Raw genomic sequence first — 25,187 nt, forward strand, 5'->3', positions numbered from 1 at the left:
TTACGAGACTAGCAGCAGATTTTTCCCTTGCAAAGTATTTCTGTCCACTTTTTGAGGGGAATCTCGTTTGATTGGCCGTTCGTCTTTCTGACTTATCCATAACCCTTTGTTTTCGTTATAATTGTTGTCATAGAATTAGAGTGTATTTTTTATGTCAGATTTAGAAGTGTGTGAGAGTGTCATTCTGGTTGGAATGCCTGGAGCAGGGAAAAGCACATTGGGGGTGATGCTGGCCAAAGCCCTCGCGAAAGATTTTGTCGATACCGACTTGCTGATACAACTGAAAGCACATGCTACGTTACAGGAGGTTCTGGATGCAGAGGGATACCTGGCGCTGCGGCAATTGGAAGAAGAGACGCTACTGGACTGTGATTTTGAAAATCATATTGTCGCAACCGGCGGCAGTGCGGTGTACAGCGAAAAGGGCATGGCGCACCTGAAAACCTATGGGCCGGTTGTATATCTGGATGTGTCCCTTGAGGAGTTGCGGAGACGTATCAAGGATTATGATTCACGGGGAATTGCCAAGCGCCCGGATCAGAGCTTTGAATCTCTGTTTGAGGAGCGGTGTGAATTGTACAAGCAATACGCTGATATCACGGTGGCTTGTACGGGATTGACTCTGGAAGATACTCTGGCGTCAGTTATTCAGAAGTTGTCAGAGCGAACTGCACAGCATCAGCGCTGAGAGGCATCCAAAGGCAGTGCTGTTGTGTATTTGACTTGTTTAAGGGCAAATGTTGAATTCACTGAGGCAACATTCGGCAAGTGGACGAGGGTGTGTTTCAACAGTTGTTCATAATGCTCCACGCTGTTGACGATGACTCTTAACTGGTAATCCTTGTCGCCGCTGGTCGAATAACATTCAACGATCTCTTTAACGGTATGCACGGACGCTTCAAAGGCATCGAGGGCGTCACTGTCGTGATCTTTTACCGTTACAGAGGCGTGTACGGTGACACTGAGGTTCAATCTGGAAGCGTCCAATAGCGTTACTTTCCCCTTGATGAATCCTTCAGCTTCCAGTCGCTTGATTCTTCTCCAGCAGGGCGTGTGGGACAGCCCAACGAGATCACCCAGTTCATTCATGGAATAATCCGCATTTTCCTGCAGGGCTTTGAGGATTTTCATGTCGAAATCGTCGAGCTGATGTGCATCTGACATAGTCATATCTCTTGTTATAGCCCAGGGCGTTGTTAGGATTCGAATCTGGTCGGCTATTAAGACATTATAGGTTTCAATTTCAGTCCTTCAATCTGAGCAGCAGTTTTCTTTATAATGGCCGTTCTTTCAGGTCTGACGGGCTATATAATACGTCGCCAGCAATACTGCAGCGTTACAGAGGATAATCCATGTTTGAGCGGTTCGAGCCATTACCAACTGATCCAATTCTGGGGCTGTCACTGGCCTATAAACAGGATACTAACCCCCAAAAAGTCGATCTGGGTGTAGGTGTTTATAAAGATGAAGCGGGTAATACGCCAGTTCTGGCGAGTGTGACCGCGGCTCAGAGTCGCTGCCATGAATTAGAGACAACCAAGGCCTATGAAGGACCTGCGGGCAATGACAGCTTTAATAGCGAAATTACCCAGCTGATTTTCGGTGCAGATTCTGCACAGCTTGAGCGGGTTAAAACGCTGCAAACTCCAGGTGGTTGCGGTGCATTGAGAGTGGCGGCTGAATTGATTAATCGGGCTACCCCAGGCGCTACTATTTGGGTAAGTCGGCCTACCTGGGCTAACCACATTCCTCTGTTGAGCAGTGCCGGTCTTAAAATTAAAGAATACCCCTACTATGATGCGGCAAGTCAGAGCATAGACCGACAAGGCATGCTGGACTGTCTGGCGAAAGTTCCGGCGGGTGATCTGGTCTTGTTGCACGGTTGTTGTCACAACCCCTGCGGTACGGATCTGTCTCTGGATGACTGGCAGCAGATCGCCGATCTGGCCAATAAGAATGGCTTCACCCCGTTTGTGGATCTGGCTTATCAGGGGTTTGGTGATGGCTTGGAAGAGGACGCGCAGGGACTGCGTCTTCTGGCTGGAGCGGTTCCCGAGTTGGTCGTGGCGAGCTCCTGTTCGAAAAACTTCGGACTCTACCGCGAGCGTGTTGGAGCCTTGTCCATCATGGGTAATTCTCCAGTTGCAGCGGCCAATACCTTCGGTCAAATGCAGAGCGTGGCGCGAGGCATCTACTCCATGCCTCCTTCTCACGGCGCTGCACTGGTTGCAACAATCCTGACCGATACGGCACTGCGACAGCAGTGGGAGGGAGAGGTGGCTGAAATGCGAGTGCGTATTAAGCAGTTGCGTGAAGACCTGTCTGCCGCTCTGGCTCCTTTCGGAGACTTTGGTTTTATCCCACAACAGCGGGGAATGTTTTCGTTTTTGGGGCTGAGCGAAGCTCAGGTTGAACGTCTCAAGAACGAGTTCAGTGTGTATATGGTGGGTTCCAGCCGGATCAATCTGGCGGGAATCAATCAGCAAAACTTGCCGTATCTGGCGGAGTCCATTGGCAAGGTGCTTTAACAAGCCAGGTGCGCCTTATCTGCATATGAAGACAGTTGAGTGAAAGACGCTTGGGTCAGGTTGTAAGCAGATTGAAGCCCAAATCGTTTTTATGCTCGCCAGTGACTGGGGTTATTGCTTCCCCACTTGGGGAGGCGCAGTGCGTGGTACCCATTCCCACCATTCGTGCTCGCCTTCCGGTGTATCTTTTTTGGTTTTATAGATATCCCAGGTCACCAGATAATCCGGATTTTCTATATCGACACCACTCTCGGGGTTTTTATAGTGCCCGGCAGGTGCGGTAAACCATGGGGTTAGAGTCGGTGGCAGGATAAAGACAGGTTCTTTCTCTTCCTCTGACACGGTTTTGCCTTGCAGCTTCACTGAAATCCCTTCCTCCTGATCACTGCTGATAATAGTGCCGCACAATTGCGACTGCTTGAGCAGTTCGCCTTCCAGATCGAAATAGCTGAGCCCAATAAGGCAGGTTTTGTTGATCAGATCGTCGAGATTCATAAAAGACATATTAAACTGTTGTTGGAAGAGTGGTCAGCGGAATTCAATGAAACGCCAGAGGAAAGCATAAAGCGTTAACTGTCGGTGAGGCAGACAGTTAACGCGACTAGCCGCTGTCAGTGCAAGTCAGGAACGACACCTACCTGAGGCATGTTCGCCAGGCCTATATCACGGGCGTGCTCTTCGAAGCCTTTGTTCTTCCAGAAGAAGGCGCCCGGCATCGTGGTGGGAACCACCAAAACATAGAACAGTGCGCGACCAATCAGGCTGGTGAAGACCAGTGTCATGCCTACGAGCCCCCAGACGACCAGCGCCAGCGCTCCGCCAAAGGCACCGGTGAAGGCGCTTGCTGTCAGAGCCAGTGCGATCAGCAGGTTAATGCTCAACAGTGCGTTCCGGAGAATATAGGTTTTGCCGAAGGTGGTGCACTGAATGTAATGGGAAGCCGCTCCTTCGTGGCTGGCTTTGGACATATCGCGGTGATGACCAATCAGGCCCAGCCCTTCCAGTGCGATGCCCAGAGTGACCAGTGCACCACCGGTTGCCAGTGCTGACTGGTAATCGAGACCATTAAACGCCATTGTGCCAACCAATACCCCGCCACCGAGCAGGGCACCCAGCGACAGCAGGCTGCCGACGAATGAGGTGCTTACCTGGTAATGATTCCAGAAGGGGCGTGCCTCAATGCGGTAGCAGCGAGTCATGTAGTAAAGTGCAAACAGGGTGAAAGCAATACACACATACCCAAACACGGTGGCGATACGGTTGGCTGTACTCACTGCAATCAGGTCGTTGATGTTGCTGCCCACCACTGCGCTGTAGAGGGATTGAAAAACCTCATTGGCAGGCAGTGAAAACAGAATGTGCAGGCCTAAAGTACTCATAAATCCGGCTACGCCAAGAATCTCACGGGACATGGGAGAGTGACGGAGGTTGTTAAAGCCGCGATAAAAACGATGTGGTTTACCCAGATGCATGGCTGACATGAAATTACCGGCAGCGCCGATAGCCAGACAAGTAATCAGCAGTGGGACGTACATGCTGCTGGCTTTAAACTGGCTCAGAACCGCGATGTTCAGCTGATCGCCTACAAACGTCAGGGCAAAGGCGCCCATGACCGCCTGCATGGCCAGCGTAAACAGAACCAGCGGATTTTCCCGTGAGCTCAAACGGCCAAAGTTCCAGAATTTCTCTCTCCCTTTCTTCTGGTCCACCATCGGTGTGTAAGTGCCGTCATCTTCTTTGTGGTACTTGAGAGGCATGGAATCGGTACGTTTCATTTCGTCCGGCATGGAGCGGGTTTGTTGGAAGCGAATGTTCGGATGAGTGATATCCGGGGTCGGGAACCCGGGAATGGAGGTTTTGGCCTGCTCACGGTTTTCCGGAATGTTCTCAACGACGCCGAAATCCAGCGCGTTACCGACACAGGCCGATACGCAGGCGGGCTTTAAGCCGACTTCCAGGCGATCTACACACATGTTGCATTTGGAGACCTGGCCTTTGATCGGATCGAGCTGTGGAGCGTTGTAAGGGCAGACCCAGGTACAGTAGCCACAACCAAAACAGGTCTCTGGGTCCTGCAACACGGCGCCGTACTCCGCATGCTTGGTGTAGGCTCGGGTTGGACAGCCTTTCAGGCAAACCGGATTGTCACAGTGGTTACAGGCCATGGAAATGTTCATGCGCTTGTAATCCGGATAGCTGCCACCTTCTACGTAACCTACTGAGCGGAAGGCCAGGTGCGCTGGGTTCTCGTTTTTCTCACTGCAGGCGGCTTCGCAGGCGTGGCAACCGATACAATTGTCAGCGGTGAAAAAGAAGCCGTGCTGTTTGTTACGGTTCGGATTGACGCCCACATCCGGGTTTTCATTGATGTACATGGAGCGGTTGGCCGGCAATCCGGTCAGATCCACCAGATCAATTTTCTGTCCGTAACGATTGGTGTCGTCGACTTTTTTGTCGCTCAGAAAGGCGTAGGGCTGTTCCTGTGTACGGACTTCCCAGTGACTGGCAGTGGCCGCCACTTCAGGTTGTACAACCGGCTTCATTTCGCGGGGATCAAAAACCTCCACCACGTCTACTGTGTTGGCCGGTTTCAAGGTGCTTTCTTTCAGTTGATCGTTCATCTGTTATCCCCCGAATTAAAACGCGCGACGTTCGGCGTTCAGGCGTGCGGCTTCTTGTTGATCTACCTTTTCAATGCGTGCAGAACACTGCTTAAAGGCAGGTTGGCGAGAGTAGGGATCAAGCAGCCCAAGAGTGAGTCGGTTGACGCAGTCGTGGAAGTGGAATGGAATAAACACTGCGTTGCGAGCCACCCGGTGAGTCAGTTGTACCATCACGACGGCATCGCCACGACGAGAGGTCAGGCGCACGTATTCCTGGTGTTTGATGCCCAGCTCTTCGGCGGCGTCGGGGTTCATTTCCATGTAGGGGGTCGGGCTGAATTTATTACAGTTACCGATCTTGCCAGTACGGGTGCGAGTGTGAAAATGCTCCACCACGCGTCCACTGTTGAGCCAGAAAGGGTATTCATCGCAAGGCTGCTCGTTGTTGTTAACGAAATCTACGCAGATCAGGTTGGCCTTGCCGTTGGGAGTCTGGAATTTGCCATCGGTGTAGAGGCGAGGGTCACCCTTCAGGCCATTCTGACCTTTGCGACCTTCTTCGCTGGCGCGATAGGGCCATTGAATACCGCGGGCTTGCTCAATCTTGTCGTAGCTCATGCCGGAAATATCCAGTGTGCGATCTGTTCCCACTGACAGGGTTTTCATTTCTTCAAAAGCCCCTTCCGGAGTGTCCGGGAAATGGATGATGTGGCCGTTATCAAACCGCTTGGCCATTTGGTTGAATATCCAGAAGTCAGGCTTGGAATTGGCGTAGGCTGGCAGTGCATTGCGCACCAGATTTACGCGGCGTTCGGTATTGGTGTGGCAGCCTTCTTTTTCTGCCCAGACAGACGCAGGAAAGTAAACGTGTGAGTACTGATTGGTTTCCACGTCTTCGTAGCAGTCCTGAACCACCAGGAATTCGAGCTTCTCCATCGCCTTGCGGATGCGCGGGGTGTTGGGCATGGACGTCATGGGGTTGGTTGCCACCAGCCACAGACCTTTGATTTCACCGGTTTCAATGGCTGGGAAAATATCAGTTTCGGTCAGGCCGCGCTGTTTGGGGAAGAACTCAGGATCAATGCCCCAGAAGTCGGCGATTTCCTGGCGGTGCTCTTCTTTTTCCAGTACCCGGTAGCCGGGCAGTCCCGAGCAGGAAGACCATTCGCGTGTGCCCATGGCATTACATTGCCCGGTGATGGACAGACTGGTGCCGCCCGGAATGCCGATATTGCCAGTGCACAGGTTCAGGTTGTTGATGTTGGCTACACCATCGGAGCCGTGGGTACTTTGGTTAATGCCCATGGTCCAGATGGACATGGCCGACTTGGCTTTGGCGTAGAGTCGAGCCACGGTACGGATACGATCTTCATCAATGCCGCATTCATGCTGTGCGTGAATCGGATCGTAGCGCTTGTCGAGCACCAGAGCCTCTAATTCTGCGAGGTTGTTGGTGTGTGCTTCGAGGTAAGCGCGATCTTCCAGCCCCTCTTTAAAGATCACGTGCAGCATGGAGTTGATCAGTACGCAGTCAGTTCCCGGTGTAATGGGCAGGTGAATATCAGCAAACTGAGCCAGCATGGTCACCCGTGGGTCGACCACAATTAAAGGGAAGTTACGTTTCTCTTTGGCTTCTTTTAAGCGCCAGTAGATGATCGGGTGTTGTTCCGGCAAGTTGGAGCCGAAAGCCATCAGGCATTCCGTGTGTTCAAAATCGCCGTAGCAGCCGGGAGGGCCGTCGGAACCGAAAGAGCGTTTGTAGCCGGAAACAGCCGATGCCATGCACAGAGTGGTGTTGCCGTCATAGTTGTTGGTGCCAATGCAACCGCGAACCAGTTTACCCAAGGTGTAGAACTCTTCGGTGAGTAGCTGGCCGGTAGAAATGACCGCGAAAGAATCCCGCCCGTATTTGGTTTGAATTTCTTTAATCTTGGCGGCGGTATAATCCAGCGCCTGATCCCATTCTGCCGGTTTAAAAGGCTGGTGAAATTTTTCCCGCGTCAGCGGCTGAGTCCCACGTCCGGGAGATTCAAACAGCTCATGTTCCAGTAGCCCTTTAATACACAGTTTGCCACGGTTTACATCTGCACCGGCGTGGCCACGGCTGGTGACAACCTTGCCTTCGTCGCTCAGCCCGATTTCAATGGCACAGCCTGTAGAGCAATAGTTGCATGTGGTGTATTTCCACTCGGCAACCTTCTTTTGAGGGATGGTAATCGGCTTGCGGTTTTTGCGGCCAAATAACATAAATCTACCTGCAGTCTTGTTGATGTTATGAACACATCTCTTATTGCATGGGCTGCTCTCTGAGGCGCCCGCTGAATCACGGTGTCACAAGTCAGTGCATCTCCGGGAGTGCTTGCGACGGCAATGGCTTTGCAAGTAATGTTCCATCTATCGGCTTTTTGTGTTTTTGTTGCTTTATGTGCCAAATTGACGAAATATGGTCTTAAGTGGTGCAATTACTGGATTGGTTGGCTGTTAGTTTTATGTGTCTAGTCAATTGTTTGTTTGGGTAATGCACCATAAATGAGTTTTATGGCTCTGTAGTGGTGCGTATTTGGGGTGGCAAGTTGCTAACAGGGAGTGGCATGGCGTGTGAATTTTTGAAAAATTACAGTCATTGGGTCTTTATTCGAGCCAGTGGCATTGCTGCCAAGGGGGGGCGCTCGGTGTGGGCTAGCCGTTTAAAAGGAGGTTCGTGAATTGGCCAGGTCGATCCGCTCACTCTCCAGCATCAGGATGGCTTTGTGGGCGGGTATAGGCTTGCTGAAGAAATACCCCTGTGCCAGATCGCAATGGTTGGATTTCAGGAATGACAATTGCTGTGCGGTCTCTACACCTTCAGCGACAACGGAGAAGTGCAGTTGTTTGGCGAGAAAGATAATGACAGACGAAATCTGCATGTCGCTTTCACTGTCCGGGATGTCCTTGATAAATTCCTGATCAATTTTCAGGGTATCTACCGGCAGGTTTTTCAGGTAGCTGAGGGATGAGTACCCGGTACCGAAATCATCAATGGCGATTCGCACTCCCATTTCCTTGATTTTTCTAATCACTTCCAGGCCGGCGCTCATATTTTTCATGAGCAGGGTTTCGGTAATTTCCAGTTCCAGGCGGCTGGGGTTAATGGGGTACTTTTGCAAACATTCATGCAGAAAGACCAAAAAACTTTCTTTGGTGAAGTGGGTGGAGGATATGTTGACTGCCAGAATGATGTCTGGGTAGTGGGGTTCCAGAACTTTGAGCTGACGAAAACTGGCTTCGAGCACCCAGTTGTCCAGCATGCTGATAAAACCCATGTTCTCCATGGCGGGGATAAACTCGCTGGGTGGCAGGATGCCACGGTCCGGGTGGTCCCAGCGAACAAGTGACTCAAACCCCTTGATAATACCGTCCATACTGACTTTGGGTTGTAGATACAGGGTGAACTCACTCTCTTCAAATCCGCGACGCAACTCGCTTTCCAGAGACAGGTTGTCGTGGGCTTCAGCGGCCATCTTGGCATTAAAGAGACGATGGGAATTGCCGCCGCTTTGCTTCGCTTTGTACATGGCGATTTCGGCATGTTTCAACAGATCCTCGGGGGTATCTTCGAGTGAGGCTGTGGATATGCCTATACTGCAGCTGATGACCAGCGAGGTTTGGTCAATCACCAGAGGTTTCTGTACCAGACCCAGAATCTTTTGACACAGTATTTGTAGTTGCTCAGGGCGTCGTGCTGAACGCAGCAAGATGGCAAATTCATCGCCTCCCAGTCGTGCGACCAGCCCCAGCGAGTGAATGGCTCCTTTCAGGCGTTTGGCCATCTTCTGCAGGATGACATCACCATATTGATGTCCCAGCGAATCATTGATGCGCTTAAAGTTGTCCAGATCCAGAAGCAGGATGGCCACAAGGTTGTCGCGCGGACTTTGCGACAAGTGTTCCAGATCGCTCTGAATTTCGTACTGCAACAAGTGTCGGTTGGCCAAACCGGTCAGGGGGTCGAAAAGGGATAATCTTTCAACCTCCTGAGTGCGAATGTCGACTGTCTTTTCCTGGGCTTCCAGCTGGTATGACAGGGTCGAAAGAGACGCTTCAGCTTCATTCAGTTCTCCGCTCCAGTGATTTCCCTGAAGCTTTCGCAGTTTTTCGCGCAATAGTTGATATTGCTTTTGTCCCAGCAGGGGCAGCAGAGAGGCGTAATCGTGAAGCCGCTGGCTGAAGCGCTGAAAGGTGAGAAAGATAATCAGGCTTATGAGCAAAGTCAGGGCGATATAGATTATCGCCAGTAGCATCAGGTGTTGGTGTTGTTGCCAGGCGAGAGGGGATGCATCACTGCGTTGTAATAGATAGTGGTTGTCGGCATACCCTTCGGGAAAAGTCAGCATTGACCAGATGATTCCTCGGGTGGGGGCAAGCACGCTCGCTTCTTGAGTGCTGACAGGATGTTGCTGGATGCGTTTCCAAAGAGCCAGATTGGTATCCAGAGGCAGTGGGAGAGAAGAATTGGTGTCTGGCTCGCTGTCAGCTGTTGTCTCTGCGCCTTGAGGGAACTTGATGTACTGAAATTGCCAGCTTTGTTCTGAGCGCTTTTGGACACGCAGCAAACCAACTGCTTGAGTGCCAGGGATGTCAGTGATCCCGGGAAATTCTGAGTCGCTGGTGAAAGTGAGTTGGGCATGAATGTCACGGGCAATGCGAAGTTGTCCGATAGGTTTGCCTTGAATGATGACATCGATTTTCGACAATTCGATGCATTCGTCGGCATGACAGTGAATACCACTGTGTAAGCCTTCAGTATCAGGCGTTTGATCGAACCAGGCCTGGTGTCGTTGGAGTATGTCAATATCGCCGGCGTTACTGGTGTGAATCCCTTCAGCAGGAGTGTCTGATCTCCATATGGCAGCGAGCAGTCTCAGGTTGGCATGTTCTTGCCACCAGTCTTGCAATGTCGCTGCCGGGACAGAGGATGCCCTGCCGCGGTAGTCGACAAATTTCTGAATGGCCGTTTGTGTGGCCTGACGAAACTGTTCTGTAAAGTGATCAAACTGATGTTGTTGGTGCTGCAGTGTTTGAATATTCAGCTGTCGAAGGCTGGATTCCTGAGATTTGTGTTGAAGCCAGAGGATGGCACTAAAGACCAGACAAAGCAGGATAAAAGTAAACAGGGAGGCTTTGAAGGGCCACAGGGAACCGCGGGTATGGACGGCCTTATCCTCCGGTGAGGAAGACAGGCTCGGTATTGGGGCCGGTTTGTTCATAGTGTCCTTACATTAATCCCTGCACTGATCCAAATAATGCGCGGTGGTTCCTCTCTGGAGGGTGATCACCGCAAATGGTCGATTTGCGAGGCTTAATTTAAACGTACTTTCTGCCAACTTCATAGCTCATCATAGTGTTGTCTACAAGATCTGGATGAAGTTTGTGCAAGATATAGGGCTTGGGTGTGAGCCAAGCCACGGTTTTACGGGGCTTTTTACAGGCTATTAATAACAGGCGCTGTAATTAACTTACGGCTTCGGGTTGTTTCTCTTTAAGCACCAGCATTAACAGGCAGGGTAAGAAGGTCAGGGTAATGACTGTCGAAAACAGTATGCCAGTCAGAACAACAATGCCCACTCCCCGGTACAGTTCGGTACCCGCACCCGGGATCAGAACCAGCGGCGCGAGCCCAAAGATGGTGGTCATGCTGGACATCAAGATTGGACGCAGCCGTGTGGCCAGTGCCGAACTGACCGCGTCTTTTACGGATACCGCAGCTGCCTCCAGATTTTTACGGGTCTGATCGACAATCAGGATAGGGTTATTGACCACGGTGCCCAGCAAGATCAAAAAGCCCAGCATGGTGATCATGTCAAAAGGTTGCCGGAAGCCGAGACCGTTTAACAGAATCAACCCCACGAGGCCGCCGGCGAGACCAAGTGGTATGGTGGTGAGAATGATCAGCGGGTAACCCCAGTGCTGGAAAATAGCCACCAACAGCAGGTAAATAATCAGCAGGGCGACCACAAAGTTTTCTGTCAGTGCGAGACGTGTGGCGTCCAATTGGTCTGCAGCGCCGGAGATGTCGATAGAGACGCCGTTGTTGATTTCACCTTCGGCGCGCATGGTAGGGATCAGCTCGTTTTGCACTTTCGCCACCGCCGTTTCCAGAGCTACGGAGCGAGGGGGGATGATCCTCAAGGTAACGGTTCGATTGCCATCCACACGCCGAACGGAGGTGCTGTCTACGGTTTCCTGCAGGGTGGCCAGTGCGTCCAGGGGCACGACCGCGCCAGAAGGCGTCATGACAGGAAGTTGGCCGAGCCTTTCCAGTTGTTGCCCCTGTCCAGAGCTGCTGAACAGGAAGATGTCGATCTTGTCGTCATCCATAAAAAACTCATCGGCAAAAACGCCGTCACTCAGGGCGGCAACGGCGTAACCGAAGTCTTCAGCGCTGTACTGATATTCTTTCAGTCGCTCCCAGTTAGGGCGTACTTCAACCAGAGGCTGATCCAGTGACAGGGAAGAGGGTTCTGATTGAATCTGTGGGTTTTTAAACAGTGCCTCTGCACGTTGATAGGCGTGTTCGGCGGTGGCGTATAACAGGGCCAGATCCGGTCCGGAGATGTCCAGATTTACAGCGCGGGTGCCACCGTTATTGCTGGAAATAATGGAGCCGCGTGAAGAAAAGGCGCGCATGCCAGGATAGCTGCGGAAAAGCTTGGTGAGAGAGTCCATCATTGGATTGATGTCTTCTTCGCGTATGGGTTCACTCATAAGCCAGATCATGGAAGAAGAAATACTGAGAGAATAATACTTCAGGGCCGGAACCGGAAGTTCGCCTCTGTCAAAAGCTGTGGGGTCAGCATCGACGGTGGGCTCAAGGATTTCACGAACTTCATCGCCTATTTTAGTCATTTCGACCAGGTTATAACCCGGTGGCGCAATCATTCGGGAAAAGGCTTTGGGCTCTTCGCCCTCAGGCAGATACTCGGCCGGAGGCATAAAAACAGCGGCAATCCCCACAGTCATCAGCAAGGTGATGACAAGACACAGTGAGCGACGCAGCGGAGTCTGCAGTAGATGATGAATCCAGTGGAGAATTTTTCCGCGTTGACTGGCTTGTGGGGTATCACCTGCACCGACCGAGCTACTGAAACCCAAACGGGAGCTGGCAGACGGAACTACGGTAACTGCGACCAGCATGGACACCATAATCGCCGCCGAAATGGCAATGGCAATATCGGAGTAGAGTTGTCCGGCTTCTTCCTGAACAAATAGAACCGGTGCGAACACCAGTACCGTGGTCAGTGAGGATGCCAATACCGCAGGCCAAACATCCCGCACGCCGGTCAAGGCGGAGTCAATCAGATTCAAGCCTCTGCGTCGGGCCTGCTCAATACTCTCGAGTACCACGATGGTGTTATCCACGGTCATGCCGATGGCAAACGCGACCCCCGCGAGGGAAATCACATTAATCGTGCGGCCAAACATTAACAAGCCGATGAATGCGGCAATGGTACAGATTGGAATGCTCATCACGCCGACCAGAGTGGCTCGACCGGATCGCAAGAACAGATACAGCACCAGTGTCGCCAGAGCGGCACCCAGTCCCAGATTGGTCCAGACGTTCTTGATGGAATCCTGGACATAGCGGACATCATCGCCAATCAACTGCATTTGCAGCCCGTTGGGTGCCAGCAGATCTTCCTGCATGGCTTCAATGATCGGCAGAAGGTCTTGCTTGATCTGAATCACGTTGGAACCGGATTCGCGATTGACGGCCAGGCGAATCGTGCGTTCGCTACCGGTGTAGGCGATGTTTCTGACCTCAAAGTGATCCAGCGATACCGTGGCCACATCCTTGAGACGTACATTGGCACTGCCCTGTCGGGTGAGAATCAGGTTTTCCAGATCCGCTACGCTTTCAAAGCGGCCAACGGTTCGCATCAGGTAGCGACGCTTGCCGCTGTCGATATCGCCGGCTGAGGTGTCTTTATTGCGACCGCGGATTGCGTTGCGGACCTCGCTCAGGGTCAGGCCTCTCTGTGCGAGCTTGGTGGGGTCGAGCAGGACTTGCATCTGTCTCTGTGAGCCACCGCGAACCTGAACTTCGGAAATGCCCGTGACTCGTTCCATGCGGGGACGCACATGGTCGTCAATAAAGTCGTACATCATGTCCATATCCAGCTGCAGGGGGTTGCCCGGCAGAGGCATGACACTGAAGTACATGAACGCGTTCTGCGAGAAAGAACTACTGAACAAGCGGGGTTGATCGACGTTTTCCGGGTAGGAGGGTACTTGGCTCAGAGCATTGCTGACTTCGATCAGCGTTTCATTGATATCCACCCCAAACGGAAATTCCATTTCGATGGAGGCTTCGCCGGTTTCCCCAAGAGAGGTCATGCGGCTGAGGTTGGGTACCGTTCGCAGATAGCGTTCCTGTTCGATCAGAATTTCTTTTTCGATATCCTGAGGTGTGGCTCCGGGCCAGCCGGTAACCACGCTGATGGTACGCACTTCGAGATCGGGAATCATCTGAATCGGAATGCGAAAGGCGGCCACCACGCCCAGCACGCAGACGATCAGGACGGTGACCGCTAAAATAATTCCGTGGCGAATGCTGGCTTGAAACATAGATCCTTCCCGGTACTTCTGATGTGACGATTTGATGGCTCAGTGTGGGTTGCAGTAATGACAATAAAGCGCAATCAAGGCTTAAGGTGCTGTGTGCAATTGAACACTCTCGGTGGTGGACTGAATACTTACGGGTTGGTTGTGGCGCAGTATTTCATTGCCGCGAACAACCACCTTGTCATTGGCTTTCAGTCCGTCAAGAATTTCTACAGAGCCATTGCTTTGCAGGCCCAGTTGCAACTTGCGACGCTCAGCCAGCAACTGATCGCCTTGCTCGCTCACGACAAAGGCACTGAAGCTGCCATCTGGGCTGCGCAACAGGGCGTCGCGAGGGATCAGCAGGGATTTTTTGTCGCTGGGAGAAAACTCAAAGATTGCGGTAGCCGATGTGCCGGGCAAGAGTTTTTGTTGTGGGTTTTCCATGACCAGACGGACCTGGATGGTTCGTGAACCGCTATTGCTGACCGGCACAATGGCGGCAATACGCCCTTCGGTTTGAGTACCAGTCTGGGTGTCGGGGCGTACGTTCACCGGTGTGTTGGGCTTGAGTTGTGCAAAACGTTCCTGAGGTACCTGCACATCCAGATACACTTTGTCGGTAGAAACCAGTTCGAACGCTGAGGTTCCGGGTGTGATCCATTCACCGGACTCGGTCAACTTGCGGCTGATGACTCCATCAAAGGGCGCCTTCAGTTGGTGCCATGCGAGGCGAGCGGCCTGAGCTTGCTGTTCCGCCTTGGCGGCATCCAGATGAGCGCGGGAAATGGCAAGCGCAGCCCGACGTAACGTCAACTCATTTTGAGGCAGGTGGTTTTGTTTGGTCAGTCTTTCTGCCTCTTCTACCAGCCGGATGTCTTCCTGATACGTTGCCCGTGCGGCAGCGGTGGCAGCTGCATATTGCTGCAGAACATGTTCGGCTAACGTCGGGTCCAGAGTCAGCAGTACATCGCCGGCAGTAACGCGGTCACCCACATCGACATTAACCTGAGAAACCAGACCTTCAATACGGGGCGACAGGTTGGCGTGTTGAGCGGATACCAGATCGCCGGCCAGACTTAACTGGTAGGTGGGGATTGCGGCTTTGGGGAGGGTAATGGTTACCGGCGTTGGTTGTTGTGCCAGGGCGTTTTGAGTCAACAATAAAGCGGTTGATAAAACTCCAAAAAGACAGTCTTTAATATGAAGTTGTAGAAAACGTTGAGAACTCGTGCGGCACCATTCCATCAAACCGAAACCTTTTCCTTTTGCCAGCGATAAATCTGCAGGCGAATAGTGACCGGACGACCGCCGGTCAATGAATAATTGTGTAAGTGTATATAAAGATAAAACGATTGGTTAGAGGGTAACGACTCTCATTTGCATCCAAAACCAAACTTTACAGTTTACCGATATGGATCTGTGTCAGAGTCATGACAGTAGTGAGAAGTGAATCAATACCCCCGATAGTCAATTTCAACCAGATCGTAGCGCTTTGTACCCTCCGGCAGCCGCAGGACAATCTCATCGTCCAGCCGCTTGCCCAACAGTTGGCGCGCAAGAGGCGAGTCCATGCTGAGCTTGCCTTCCTTTACGTCGAACTCATCGGGTCCAACAATCTGGTAGGTCACCTCTTCACCCGCGTCATCTGCCAGTGTGACATAGGCTCCAAAGAAGACTTTTTCCCGATCGTCCGGTATACGATCGACCACCGTAAGTTCATCCAGCCGCTTGGTAAGAAAACGCACGCGGCTGTCGATTTCCCGCAGGCGGCGCTTGCCGTAGATGTATTAGAACCTCATAAAGACCATACTAAATATGAGTTTCTTATGCTGCACCACCCTCATCTCTGGTTGTTTTCTGATCATTTCTGAGGCTGTAAGGACGTATTTCTGTAAACAAAATGAGGTTGTAAGGGAAGTTTTTGTAAATAGGATTTTTCTGTAAGGTATTGATAGTAAACGATTAAATAAGCTTTAGGTGCTTTTCTTTACTGATGTATAGTCGGCCAAATTTTTAAAACTAGTGAAAAGTAATCTGTGCCGAAATACGCTATTAAAATAAAATCCCGATATAAAAATGATCAGACCAGTAAAGAGCTAGTCTTACCTGCCATTTATACTGAAAGTGGTTTGCTGATTTCGCATTTGCGGTATCTGGCTGAAAATTCATACAAGAGTGGGTCTTGGCAGGATCGCTCTGTGTTTGCAGTTATGTTGTTGATTCGATACATAAATGCGAATCAGTCAGCTTTTGAGGATGCCACCAGCTTATTACGGTCATTTGCACAATGTTTAACTCTTGGAACGATCAATCCTTCAACACTTGAAGATGATAGCCAGCTCTACTGGTCCTCTAGGTCTAATGAGGATGCCCATACATTATTGGGGCATATCACGACTTATACTGATTGGCTTTCTGAACGACCAGAATATAACCAACAAAGAATCAATAAATTTCGTAAGGCTACCTCTGTAGAGCAGCGTTTAAACTGGTGCGCTTATTATCACAAGCATGCACGGGTGTTCCTTAATCATCTTTCAACGCCAAATAAATATCCTCAGTCAATGGGATATGCTCGGCAGATCCAAATTCATCAGAGGACTGTTACTCAAACTAGTACCACAAAACGATTTCCCTCTTCGGAGATTAAGCGGTTAATTGAGGAGGGAATGATTAGACCTAGGGCTGGTGTTGATGGGGCTGGCCGTCCTATACCCGATTACAAAAATCAGGCGATTACCCTACTAATGCATTATGGGGGAGTTAGAAAGAGCGAAATATTTCACTTGTATTTAACTGATGTTCACGTTGATAGACAGCGTTTGGAAGCGGTTGTCAGGATTTACCACCCAAGTGAAGGAAGTTCTCCAGATGTACGTCATAAAAATCGACGAGAATATTTGGCCAAAGAATTTGGGTTAAAGCCTCGTACCGATTATGCAAAGTCAGAGCGGCTTCATTCAGGTTGGAAAGGGCCTTTACTCACGGACAAGCGTAAGTTCTTTCAAGTGCAATTCTTTCCTCCTGAAAGGGCCTCAGAGTTCCTTTTAGTTTGGCAGAATTATTTGCTACACCAAAGAGTGGAGCCTAGTCGTTTTGAGGGACATCCCTATGCATTCACGAACAGTAAAGGTCAGCCTGAAACTCTGAAAAATTATCAGAGAATGCATGCAGATGCCGTTAGGCGAATTGGGCTAGAACACTCCAAGGCATTAGGAACAACGGAACACGGCCATCGACATGCTTATGGCTATCGTTTGGCTGATCATGATTTCTCTCAGGTTGAGATTCAGAAGGCTATGCATCACAAAAGCCCAGATTCTTGCTTGGTTTATTTGCAGCCGACAGATGAAGAGTTGAGATTAATTATGCAGAATGCTGAGGGAGCATGTCGTGGGTAAGGTAGTCAAGGATTTCTATTCTACGTTAGCAGAGGCTTCAGTAGCGGCCGTAGCACTCGGTATTACGACTTCTATTGAATATCGGTCAAAAAGACATCGGGATAGACAATTGCCCGCAAGTCCAGACCAAATCTACAAAGAGGAGTGGCAAGGTTGGCCATCCTTTCTGGGGAAGGAGCCAAAGCAATTGTATCCCACGTTAGCAGAGGCGTCAGCGGCAGCCATAGCGCTCGGGATTGCGACTTCTGGTGAATATCAGGCAAAGAGACACCGGGATAGGCAATTGCCTGTAAATCCAGGCCTGGTGTACAAAGAGGAGTGGCAAGGTTGGCCATTATTTTTGGGCCGGCAACCAAAGCAATTTTATCCAACGTTAGCAGAGGCTTCATCGGCGGCCATAGCGCTTGGGATTAGGACTTCTGTTGAATATCAGGCTAAGAAACGCCGGGATAGACAATTGCCCTCCGATCCAGAACGGAAGTACAAAGAGGAGTGGCAAGGTTGGCCATCCTTTCTGGGAAAGGAATCAAAGCAATTTTATTCCACGTTAGCAGAGGCTTCTGCGGCGGCCATAGCACTTGGGATTACGACTTCTGGTGAATATCAGGTAAATAGACACCGGGATAGACAATTGCCTGCAAATCCAGACCAGATGTATAAAGAGGAGTGGCAAGGATTGCCATCCTTTCTGGGTCGGGAGACAAAGCAATTGTATCCAACGTTAGCAGAGGCTTCATCGGCGGCTATAGCGCTCGGAATTACGACGCTTGCTGAATATAAGGTAATGAGACTCGGAGATAGACAATTGCCTGCAAGTCCAAACCTGACGTACAAAGAGGAGTGGCAAGGTTGGCCGTTATTTCTGGGTAGGGAGCCTCAGCAATTTTATCCCACGTTAGCAGAGGCTTCAGTGGCGGCCATAGCACTTGGGATTACGACTTCTGGTGAATATCAGGCGAAGAGACACAGAGATAGACAATTATCCGCTGATCCAAGCAAGATGTACAAAGAGGATTGGCAGGCATGGCCATTGTTTCTCTTACCAAAGCGATATAAGTCTTTGGCAGATGTTAAACAGGCTGTAAAGGTTCTTGATATTAAAGATAGTCGTGAATATAGGAAAAAACTGAAACTATATTCTGTTCTACCTTCTCACCCCGATAGGCAGTTCAAAACTGATTGGGTAGATTGGTATGATCTTTGTGATATTCCTAAGCCATATACTTACGATGAAGCTGTTGCTCTTATAGCTCTGGAAAGACTAACGAGTAAGCGTGAGTATATAGATTACATAGTTCGATCAAGCGATCGAAGGTTACCAAGAACACCGGATCAGGTTTATAAAAGCCGGTGGGTTAATTGGTATGTTTATCTAGGCAGAAGAGAGCCCTATAAGACAAAAAACATACGCGCACCATATACTCAATGGGCTATGTTTATTCAAAATTTTCTTAAAGGAGCTAGAGGAGGTAAAAGTAAAGAATCTCATTTATGTCGATTTGTGCGCCACTATATTCAGGCTTACGAAATGGGTGAATGCCCCCTAGATTTTCTTACAAAGAAAAAGAAAGACATCAGGCCATTTAAGGAGTGGTTGACAAATAATGAAGCTAAGCTTGTCGCTCATAAAATTCTTACATCAGTGAACGAGTTTTTGGATTTCATTATTCAAGAATATTTGACTGATGAAGATAAAGAGACTGGTGAACTTGTATTGGTTCCGAATACTCATAACCCTTTTTCCAATATCGTTGTAGATTATTCATGTGAAAAAGAACGTCAGCCAAGTGAGACAACAAAGTGTTCTTTAGCCTATCAATATGTCAATGCTGCAAAGAAATGGATCGTTCCTGAAAAAGCTAGAAGTTTCTCTGACTTAACTCATCTTCAAAAATTTAATGCTGATTGGTTTGATATTGATATAGAAAGAATTGATGTTAATGACCCTAATTGTGTGACTCGAAAAAGTAATGGAAAAACACAGATTTGGTTTCCAGTGTTTTGGATACATACATATGCGCTCATGTCAGTTCCCGCACGGGGGATGCAGCTTGCCTACTGCGACTCAGGCGAGGCCGATGATATAGTCCCGGTCATATCTGAATCTGATTCTATTGAATGGGAAGCTAACCAATCAAAATTAGCTGGACTAACTAAGTGTCAAGGATTTGTTAGGTGCTATGATGATGGTGCCCTAGGGATGTACTTCACCTCGAACAAAACCAGTTCCAGTGGTAGAGGCTACGATGTTGCCTGGATTCCTGAAGAGTTGGCATATTGGGTAATACAGCTACGAAATTGGCAAAGTAAATACAATCCAATTTCTAGACCTATGCCATGGTTAGAATGTAAACGAACGTCTCTAAATGAAAATCAGAGAATTTACAAAGGGTCAAACTGTTTTTTATTTCGTGATTTTGATATGGAAGAGCCTGGTCACTTTTCAGGACGTCTTGCGTCACGTTTATCTGCATCGCTTTATCATACGCAACCTTCTGATTTGGAGCTGGCATCTTTATTAAAAGATGAAACGGTCTTAAGTCATTATTCGAGTGACTATACCCCTCATAGCATGAGAGTTAGTTTGATTACTGCATATGTTGAGCAGTTTGGCTTGCCATTACCTGTCATCATGAAAGTAGCAGGGCATTCTTCTATTGTAATGACTATTTACTATTTGAAGACCGGTTCAGAATACCTGCGAAGACGCTTTTCAGAGGGTGAAAAGCGAGCGATGCAGAACAAATCGTATGCGGCGCAGCAAATGATAGAGCAGGGCCGGATTGATGAGATTAAAAATGAATTAATCGCTACTTCAAGTGATGCGCTTAATTTAATCTCAAATGAAACCCCCGTAGGTACGTATTTGTTTAGAGATTATGGTATTTGCCCATATGGCGGTGATAGGTGCTCGGATGGCGGAGATATTATTCAGAGCTCTAAAATCAGATCAGCAGTTCCGGTTGGCTATTTAGGTAGTCAGAACTGTATCGCATGCCGTCACTTTATTTCAGGGCCTGCATTTATTGGAGGACTTTTATCCTTGGGGAATGAAGTTTCACTGGCGTCTCATTTGCAGTATGAGCAATATGATGATCTTGAACAGCAGCTGAAGCAGCTCAACGAACAAATAAACGATCATGATGATGCTGCATATGATGCAGAGCTTAGAGGGGAAGATCAAAACCTAGGACTTAGAAATAATTTAGAGCTTCAAAAGCGTAAAACTCTCTCTGAAATTGAAGCTGCTGCAAAGAAACTAGATTCGCTTCTGTGTGACATGAATAAAGTATCAAGGCTGATCAAACAGTGTCAGGCCCTTGTCAATCAGGATGTCGAGCTGTCAGACGAAGCTGATGTCGATTCACGAACAAAGCTAATTCTTCAAAAGGACCATGAGCTGCAAGTCAATTATGAAGATACGTCTCGATTTAAGCAATTATCAGAGGTTTGTGAGAATGCTGAAATTTACCAATCAGCTTCTTCTGAGATGGCGTTGGCACCTCGATCCCAGATGATCGACAAGATGGCGCTTAGGAATAAGCTTCCGGTACATATGTTTACGTTGGATAAGAAGCAACAGCTTGTGGTGGGTAATCAGATAACACGACTTATGCTTGATCGTTTGAAGAGCTGGAGAAAGGTAGATGCTCTAGTTGATGGCCGAATATGTCTGTCAGATTTAGCCCCTGATGAACGAATTACTAAACAAGACTTTCTGCGATTGAAAAATCCAGATGCTGATTTGAATTACGTAGAAAAAGCTAGTGGAGAACTGTTGTGAATCCACAAGAGCTATTAAATAGGTTGAAGGTGGGTGCTTCCGCTAAACAGTCTAAAACCTTGGATGCTATCTTCTTGGTCTGCCAAGAGCAAATTGATCGAGGAGCAAGTGACTTTGCTTACGCCACTATATCTCGCATAGGTGCTGGTCGGGGAGTTCCTAAAGCACAATCTATACGCAATAGAAGCGGAGAGGCTTATCAAGCCTTAATAAAAGGCTTTGCAGAAATATCCGAATTATCTCATAAACCTCGGAAACGGAAGTCAGAAGATGCTTGGATTGATGAAATTACAGATCCTAAAACCCGGTTACTTGTTTCTAAGCAGCAAGCTGAGTTGAATGAGGCGAAGCGCCTAGTGAGAGAAATTGTGCCTCCAGGTACTACCATAGTGGTCGATGACCGAAGAGGTGGCCTATCCCGGCATCGCCTGTCAGATGTTGAGCGCAGAGCCCTTGAGTTCTTGGCTTCTGATGAGTTCCTTAAAGAGTGGGGTTATGTAGCAGGTGATCGAGGTGAGGTTGTGGACAACCAAGGTAACCGGCTTTTTAAGCCAGGTACAATAGATGCAATCAAAAAGGCGCTTGAGTATCTTTAACATATTCAAAATATAGTGGATAACTAAGACCGGCTGCTTTGTGTGTTTTTTAACCGAAAGGTGTTGATTCTTTTGAAAACTAATTTGACCACAAGAGAGGGTTATGAGGCCCTAAAAAAAGAGCTTGATTACCTGTGGAGAGAAGAAAGACCGGAAGTCACAAAAAAGGTTTCTTGGGCTGCCTCTCTTGGTGATCGAAGTGAAAATGCAGACTATCAATATAATAAAAAAAGGCTGAGAGAAATAGATCGACGAGTTCGGTATCTAAGAAAGCGCATTGAGAATGCTCAAATTGTAGACTACTCACCCCAGCAGGAAGGTAAGGTATTCTTCGGGGCTTGGGTTGAGATAGAGAATGACTCTGGCGAGAGTTTGAAATTTCGTATTGTGGGAGTTGATGAAATCTATGGTAGGAAAGACTATATATCGATAGATTCTCCTATGGCCAGAGCTCTTCTTAAGAAGGAGGTGGATGATGAGGTTACTGTTCCAACTCCTACTGGAAATGCGCTTTGGTATATTGTTGATATTTTATACAGTCAAGATTAGCGAGTGGTGCTCTGTGGTGGCAGAGCGATTTAGTCGATAAGGGATTTGATGTAATCGTTATTTACTTTGAGTTTCCTTACAACATTCTTAGTTGTCGTCATTCTGTTTGTTTTATGCTCATGTTGTGGCTGTAAATATCGAGATAAAAGCGAGTTGGGTCGGAAGTGCCTTGTTGCTCCTTAATTGTTTGTTAAATGATCGATCTAGGGGCGATTAAGAAAGTAAATGAGGCCTCGGATGAAGCCCTGTCTCGCTCTTGCAGGTGGAATATTGATGTGGATTATCGACTTTGAAGCAAGTGGGCTCACTAAGAGTAGTTATCCTATTGAAGTTGGGGTAACCAACGGCAGTTTAGAATACCAAGCTCTTATTCGGCCATATGAGCACTGGACTCATTGGTCAGAAGAAGCAGAGGCAACGCATCATATATCTCGTGATTCTCTGCTGTCTGAAGGGCTTGACCCTGATCATATTGCTTTCGAGTTGAACAACTTGCTAGTTGATCAAACCGTTTATTGTGATTCAGTCTACTGGGATAACTTTTGGTGTAATGCACTATTTAGTGATTGCGGGATGAGCCGATCTTTTAAGCTGCTAGACATCCAAGAGCTTGTTTTAAACTCCGACAGTGTTTTAGAGGCTTTCTTAGATCACAAAAGAAAACTCGAGTCTTCAGGAAATTTCGTTCTTCATAGAGCACTAGATGACGCCAGAGTCATTCACGAATCGATAACTCTCGCGTTAGCTAACCGACAGATTGAATAGGAAAACGCCATGCTAAAAACAGTCATAGATACCGATGGAAGGGTGGTGCTATCCGGCGAACTGCTAAGTCAAGCTGGTATTCAATGTGGGGATGAGCTTATTGCTTATGTGGCTAACACAGGAGTAATAAAACTAGTGAATTTGGCAGGTATTCCTGACACTGTGGTACGAGCAGCGAAAGAGGTTTTTGAGACTCAAGACCAAACCTTTGATTGGCTCAGTTCTCCACTTCCGGCGTTAAATGGGGAATCCCCTTTATCCTATAGCCGAGAAAACGAACAAAAGGTGCTCAATCTCATTGAAAGTATCAAATATGGTGAGTTTAGCTAGCAACTTAGCAAGCTGGAAGTACCTAGTTTCAAGCCTGAGACGTAGCCTCCAGGACGAGAGAGTGAACGTTTCTTATACAGCTTAGTCCTCTGGCTGGACAAAAAATATACAATACTGCCTCGGCTTTGAAGCTCTCGATGATTAATATCTCGAAACTTCACATGCTACCACTCAATAAAATTAACTTTTCAACACATCTAATGAGCTCGTTCTGATCAAAGTGTACTCATACTCACATCCTGCTGTAATCACCCATTTCAAACAGCTTTAAAGGTGGAGGATTAACGCTCAGAGAATCGTGCTAGAGATCGGTGAGGTGCCAGTTTAGACATTATTAGCTGGACATCAGGCCTGATGCTCATAATTTGAGTCATCCTAACTTGTTGATTTTAAAGAATAAAGTTAATGGTTTTTTAAATTCTTAAAATGTTGCTGGAATGATAAATATATTTTATAAATAGAGCAGTGTGACACTATATGTCGTATGGAGATTTACTGCCCTTGGATGTTAAGCAGCTGCTATATAAATTAGGACCATGTCTCACTTCTCAACTGCTCCAGGTGATGGTTGATCAGGGGGTATCGGCAGAAGCTGCTCGAAAGCGTATTGAGCGGGCCAAGGGCGTCAAGCGTCTAGCTGGTGTTGGGTTCGAGAAGAACGCGAAATTTATTTATTACGAAGATCAGTATGGCGATGACAAGTTTTGGCGGGCGCTGGAATTAGCCTTCAAAACAAGCGGAAAGTCTTACTGGGGCGCGATGGTGGGTTTGAAAGTCAGGGGCGGTGCTTGCCCCAAGTCGCTATTTCCGCGTGTGTGCGGCGCACCCACCAAAAGGCGCAAACAACTCTCGCCTGACAGCCTCCTGCAGCGCCTGACAAGCATCCATCTATTCAAAGAAGTCCATGATGACAAACTTGGGGAGCCCTGGATTGCATTCAATCCCCATTGTTATCCCGTGCTTGCGCCTTCGCCAGAATACCGAGCGATCATCATCGCAGAGAGCATAGTGATAAACGCTGTTGCTGATTGGGCCAGGAAGTTGGGGTTTGGTAGTTACGGTAAGTTTGCCCTGCGAGATGATGAAGAGCGCCCGACGGTGTCTGGATTGACCTGGGATATTACAGCGCCTTCCTATATCAGACCCTTAGTGAGTGTGCAAAACGGTGCGGTTAAGCCAGGTTTCTTTGTGTGTGATGTCAGCCTTGGTCATCAAATTACGGATGATGAAATAGACTTATTTATTCGTAAGTATGACATGGCTGCCGCCCCTCAAAATGTTGCCCCCATCATGGGGTTCTTCGTTGCGGATGGCTTTAAACAATCGGCCTACGAAAAAGCCAGAGCGGCGGGCATTGTCGCAACGACAGTCACCAAGCTATTTGGCGCGGAAATATCCAAGGCGTTAGAGGATCTCATTAAGCTCCTCAGTGATACCGGGAAAACAGCAGCCGTTAATCCTGAGCATCTTGAGAATGTCATGAAAAAACTGACCCGAATCGAGGGGACAAGTGCGAACCTAAGGGGCAGCTTTTTCGAATTGGTGATTGGTAACTTGCTGGCATCAGTCACAGGAGGGTATCTCACTGTAGGATATCAAATAGGTCGTGAAGCCGAGTTGGATGTAGTTATAGAATTCTTCGATGATAATAAGGCTCTGATTGTTGAATGTAAGGCAAAGCTTCCCGGTGCGAAGGTCAGTAAGAAGGACGTCGAACGCTGGTACAGCAACCGTGTGCCGTTGATTAACGAAATCATCCGGCGGTATGACACGGGCTATGTGAATCGGAAGATAGAGTTCGAAATCTGGACCAATGGCACGTTTCATCCAGCCGCGCTTGAATGGTTAGGGCAACAGCAGACGGAGTTTGATCAATACTCAGTGGCATGGCGTGATGGTGCCTACATCAAGGCATACTCACAAAACGACAGTGTCAGCCAGCATACAAAAAATATGTTAAAGGAGCACTACTTCAAAAACCCCAAGACATCCATTGCCCCTTAATCGTATCAGAGTCAGTTGGCAGTGCACCTTGTTATTGGCGTGTC

General features: G+C 48.6%; 17 protein-coding genes. 9 read left to right on the forward strand and 8 right to left on the reverse strand.

Annotated features, from left to right (window positions below; translation table 11 throughout):
• Positions 1–151: 151 nt before the first annotated feature.
• Positions 152–688, forward strand: a complete 537-nt coding sequence (locus KOI40_RS10200) for a shikimate kinase (RefSeq protein ID WP_216097407.1) — start codon at positions 152–154, stop codon at positions 686–688.
• Here the strand turns inward: KOI40_RS10200 and KOI40_RS10205 are convergent.
• Entirely contained in the window at positions 679–1,164 is a 486-nt protein-coding gene (locus tag KOI40_RS10205; protein WP_216097408.1) for an Lrp/AsnC family transcriptional regulator, read from the reverse strand. The two genes, KOI40_RS10200 and KOI40_RS10205, sit on opposite strands and share 10 nt — an antisense overlap.
• 188 nt (positions 1,165–1,352) lie before the next feature.
• On the opposite strand from KOI40_RS10205, the gene KOI40_RS10210 reads away from it, so the two are divergent.
• Complete coding sequence (locus KOI40_RS10210; protein WP_216097409.1) at positions 1,353–2,528, forward strand: amino acid aminotransferase; 1,176 nt, start codon at positions 1,353–1,355, stop codon at positions 2,526–2,528.
• Between the two features lie 111 nt (positions 2,529–2,639).
• Here KOI40_RS10210 and KOI40_RS10215 read toward each other — a convergent pair whose 3' ends face one another.
• The 7 genes from KOI40_RS10215 to KOI40_RS18420 all read right to left on the reverse strand — a co-directional run bounded on the left by KOI40_RS10215 (position 2,640) and on the right by KOI40_RS18420 (position 15,459).
• The gene (locus tag KOI40_RS10215) at positions 2,640–3,032 is read right to left on the reverse strand and encodes a hypothetical protein (protein WP_216097410.1); all 393 of its coding nucleotides are present in this window, start codon (positions 3,030–3,032) and stop codon (positions 2,640–2,642) included.
• Positions 3,033–3,139: 107 nt separating this feature from the next.
• A complete protein-coding gene (locus tag KOI40_RS10220; RefSeq protein WP_304504203.1) occupies positions 3,140–5,149 on the reverse strand; it encodes a DmsC/YnfH family molybdoenzyme membrane anchor subunit in 2,010 nt (669 codons plus the stop codon).
• 15 nt (positions 5,150–5,164) lie between these two features.
• Entirely contained in the window at positions 5,165–7,378 is a 2,214-nt protein-coding gene (locus KOI40_RS10225; RefSeq protein WP_216097411.1) for a molybdopterin oxidoreductase family protein, read from the reverse strand.
• A gap of 440 nt (positions 7,379–7,818) precedes the next feature.
• The gene (locus KOI40_RS10230) at positions 7,819–10,377 is read right to left on the reverse strand and encodes a putative bifunctional diguanylate cyclase/phosphodiesterase (protein WP_216097412.1); all 2,559 of its coding nucleotides are present in this window, start codon (positions 10,375–10,377) and stop codon (positions 7,819–7,821) included.
• Between the two features lie 244 nt (positions 10,378–10,621).
• A complete protein-coding gene (locus KOI40_RS10235; protein ID WP_216097413.1) occupies positions 10,622–13,735 on the reverse strand; it encodes an efflux RND transporter permease subunit in 3,114 nt (1,037 codons plus the stop codon).
• Positions 13,736–13,816: 81 nt separating this feature from the next.
• Positions 13,817–14,872 (reverse strand): efflux RND transporter periplasmic adaptor subunit, encoded by a 1,056-nt coding sequence (locus KOI40_RS10240; protein ID WP_216097414.1) that lies wholly within the window; start codon positions 14,870–14,872, stop codon positions 13,817–13,819.
• 293 nt (positions 14,873–15,165) lie between these two features.
• Positions 15,166–15,459, reverse strand: a complete 294-nt coding sequence (locus KOI40_RS18420) for a GreA/GreB family elongation factor (protein ID WP_439653240.1) — start codon at positions 15,457–15,459, stop codon at positions 15,166–15,168.
• Positions 15,460–15,750: 291 nt separating this feature from the next.
• Between KOI40_RS18420 and gmtY the strand changes: the two genes are divergently transcribed.
• The 7 genes from gmtY to KOI40_RS10280 all read left to right on the forward strand — a co-directional run bounded on the left by gmtY (position 15,751) and on the right by KOI40_RS10280 (position 25,143).
• On the forward strand, positions 15,751–17,115 hold the full coding sequence (gmtY, locus tag KOI40_RS18655; RefSeq protein WP_216097415.1) for a gamma-mobile-trio recombinase GmtY: 1,365 nt from the start codon (positions 15,751–15,753) through the stop codon (positions 17,113–17,115).
• Positions 17,108–20,899, forward strand: coding sequence for a gamma-mobile-trio integrase GmtZ (gene gmtZ / locus KOI40_RS10255; RefSeq protein WP_216097416.1), 3,792 nt, complete (start codon positions 17,108–17,110; stop codon positions 20,897–20,899). Before gmtY ends, gmtZ begins: the two co-directional genes overlap by 8 nt.
• Positions 20,896–21,495 (forward strand): gamma-mobile-trio protein GmtX, encoded by a 600-nt coding sequence (gmtX, locus tag KOI40_RS10260; protein WP_216097417.1) that lies wholly within the window; start codon positions 20,896–20,898, stop codon positions 21,493–21,495. The genes gmtZ and gmtX overlap by 4 nt, the downstream gene beginning before the upstream one ends.
• 72 nt (positions 21,496–21,567) lie before the next feature.
• The gene (gene greB / locus KOI40_RS10265; RefSeq protein WP_216097418.1) at positions 21,568–22,044 is read left to right on the forward strand and encodes a transcription elongation factor GreB; all 477 of its coding nucleotides are present in this window, start codon (positions 21,568–21,570) and stop codon (positions 22,042–22,044) included.
• A gap of 273 nt (positions 22,045–22,317) precedes the next feature.
• Positions 22,318–22,809, forward strand: a complete 492-nt coding sequence (locus KOI40_RS10270; RefSeq protein ID WP_216097419.1) for a 3'-5' exonuclease family protein — start codon at positions 22,318–22,320, stop codon at positions 22,807–22,809.
• Positions 22,810–22,818: 9 nt separating this feature from the next.
• The gene (locus tag KOI40_RS10275; RefSeq protein ID WP_216097420.1) at positions 22,819–23,139 is read left to right on the forward strand and encodes an MbcA/ParS/Xre antitoxin family protein; all 321 of its coding nucleotides are present in this window, start codon (positions 22,819–22,821) and stop codon (positions 23,137–23,139) included.
• 501 nt (positions 23,140–23,640) lie between these two features.
• A complete protein-coding gene (locus KOI40_RS10280; RefSeq protein WP_216097421.1) occupies positions 23,641–25,143 on the forward strand; it encodes a hypothetical protein in 1,503 nt (500 codons plus the stop codon).
• Positions 25,144–25,187 lie beyond the last annotated feature (44 nt).

Origin of the sequence: Pseudomaricurvus albidus, assembly GCF_018863235.1 — a bacterium.
GTDB classification, from domain to species: Bacteria; Pseudomonadota; Gammaproteobacteria; order Pseudomonadales; family Cellvibrionaceae; genus Pseudomaricurvus; species Pseudomaricurvus albidus.

Bases quoted from the DNA above. Each gene is read 5' to 3' on its own strand.
- KOI40_RS10200 (WP_216097407.1), top strand. From the start codon at position 152: ATGTCAGATTTAGAAGTGTGTGAGAGTGTCATTCTGGTTGGAATGCCT.
- KOI40_RS10205 (WP_216097408.1), bottom strand. From the start codon at position 1,164: ATGTCAGATGCACATCAGCTCGACGATTTCGACATGAAAATCCTCAAA.
- KOI40_RS10210 (WP_216097409.1), top strand. From the start codon at position 1,353: ATGTTTGAGCGGTTCGAGCCATTACCAACTGATCCAATTCTGGGGCTG.
- KOI40_RS10215 (WP_216097410.1), bottom strand. From the start codon at position 3,032: ATGTCTTTTATGAATCTCGACGATCTGATCAACAAAACCTGCCTTATT.
- KOI40_RS10220 (WP_304504203.1), bottom strand. From the start codon at position 5,149: ATGAACGATCAACTGAAAGAAAGCACCTTGAAACCGGCCAACACAGTA.
- KOI40_RS10225 (WP_216097411.1), bottom strand. From the start codon at position 7,378: ATGTTATTTGGCCGCAAAAACCGCAAGCCGATTACCATCCCTCAAAAG.
- KOI40_RS10230 (WP_216097412.1), bottom strand. From the start codon at position 10,377: ATGAACAAACCGGCCCCAATACCGAGCCTGTCTTCCTCACCGGAGGAT.
- KOI40_RS10235 (WP_216097413.1), bottom strand. From the start codon at position 13,735: ATGTTTCAAGCCAGCATTCGCCACGGAATTATTTTAGCGGTCACCGTC.
- KOI40_RS10270 (WP_216097419.1), top strand. From the start codon at position 22,318: ATGTGGATTATCGACTTTGAAGCAAGTGGGCTCACTAAGAGTAGTTAT.
- KOI40_RS10275 (WP_216097420.1), top strand. From the start codon at position 22,819: ATGCTAAAAACAGTCATAGATACCGATGGAAGGGTGGTGCTATCCGGC.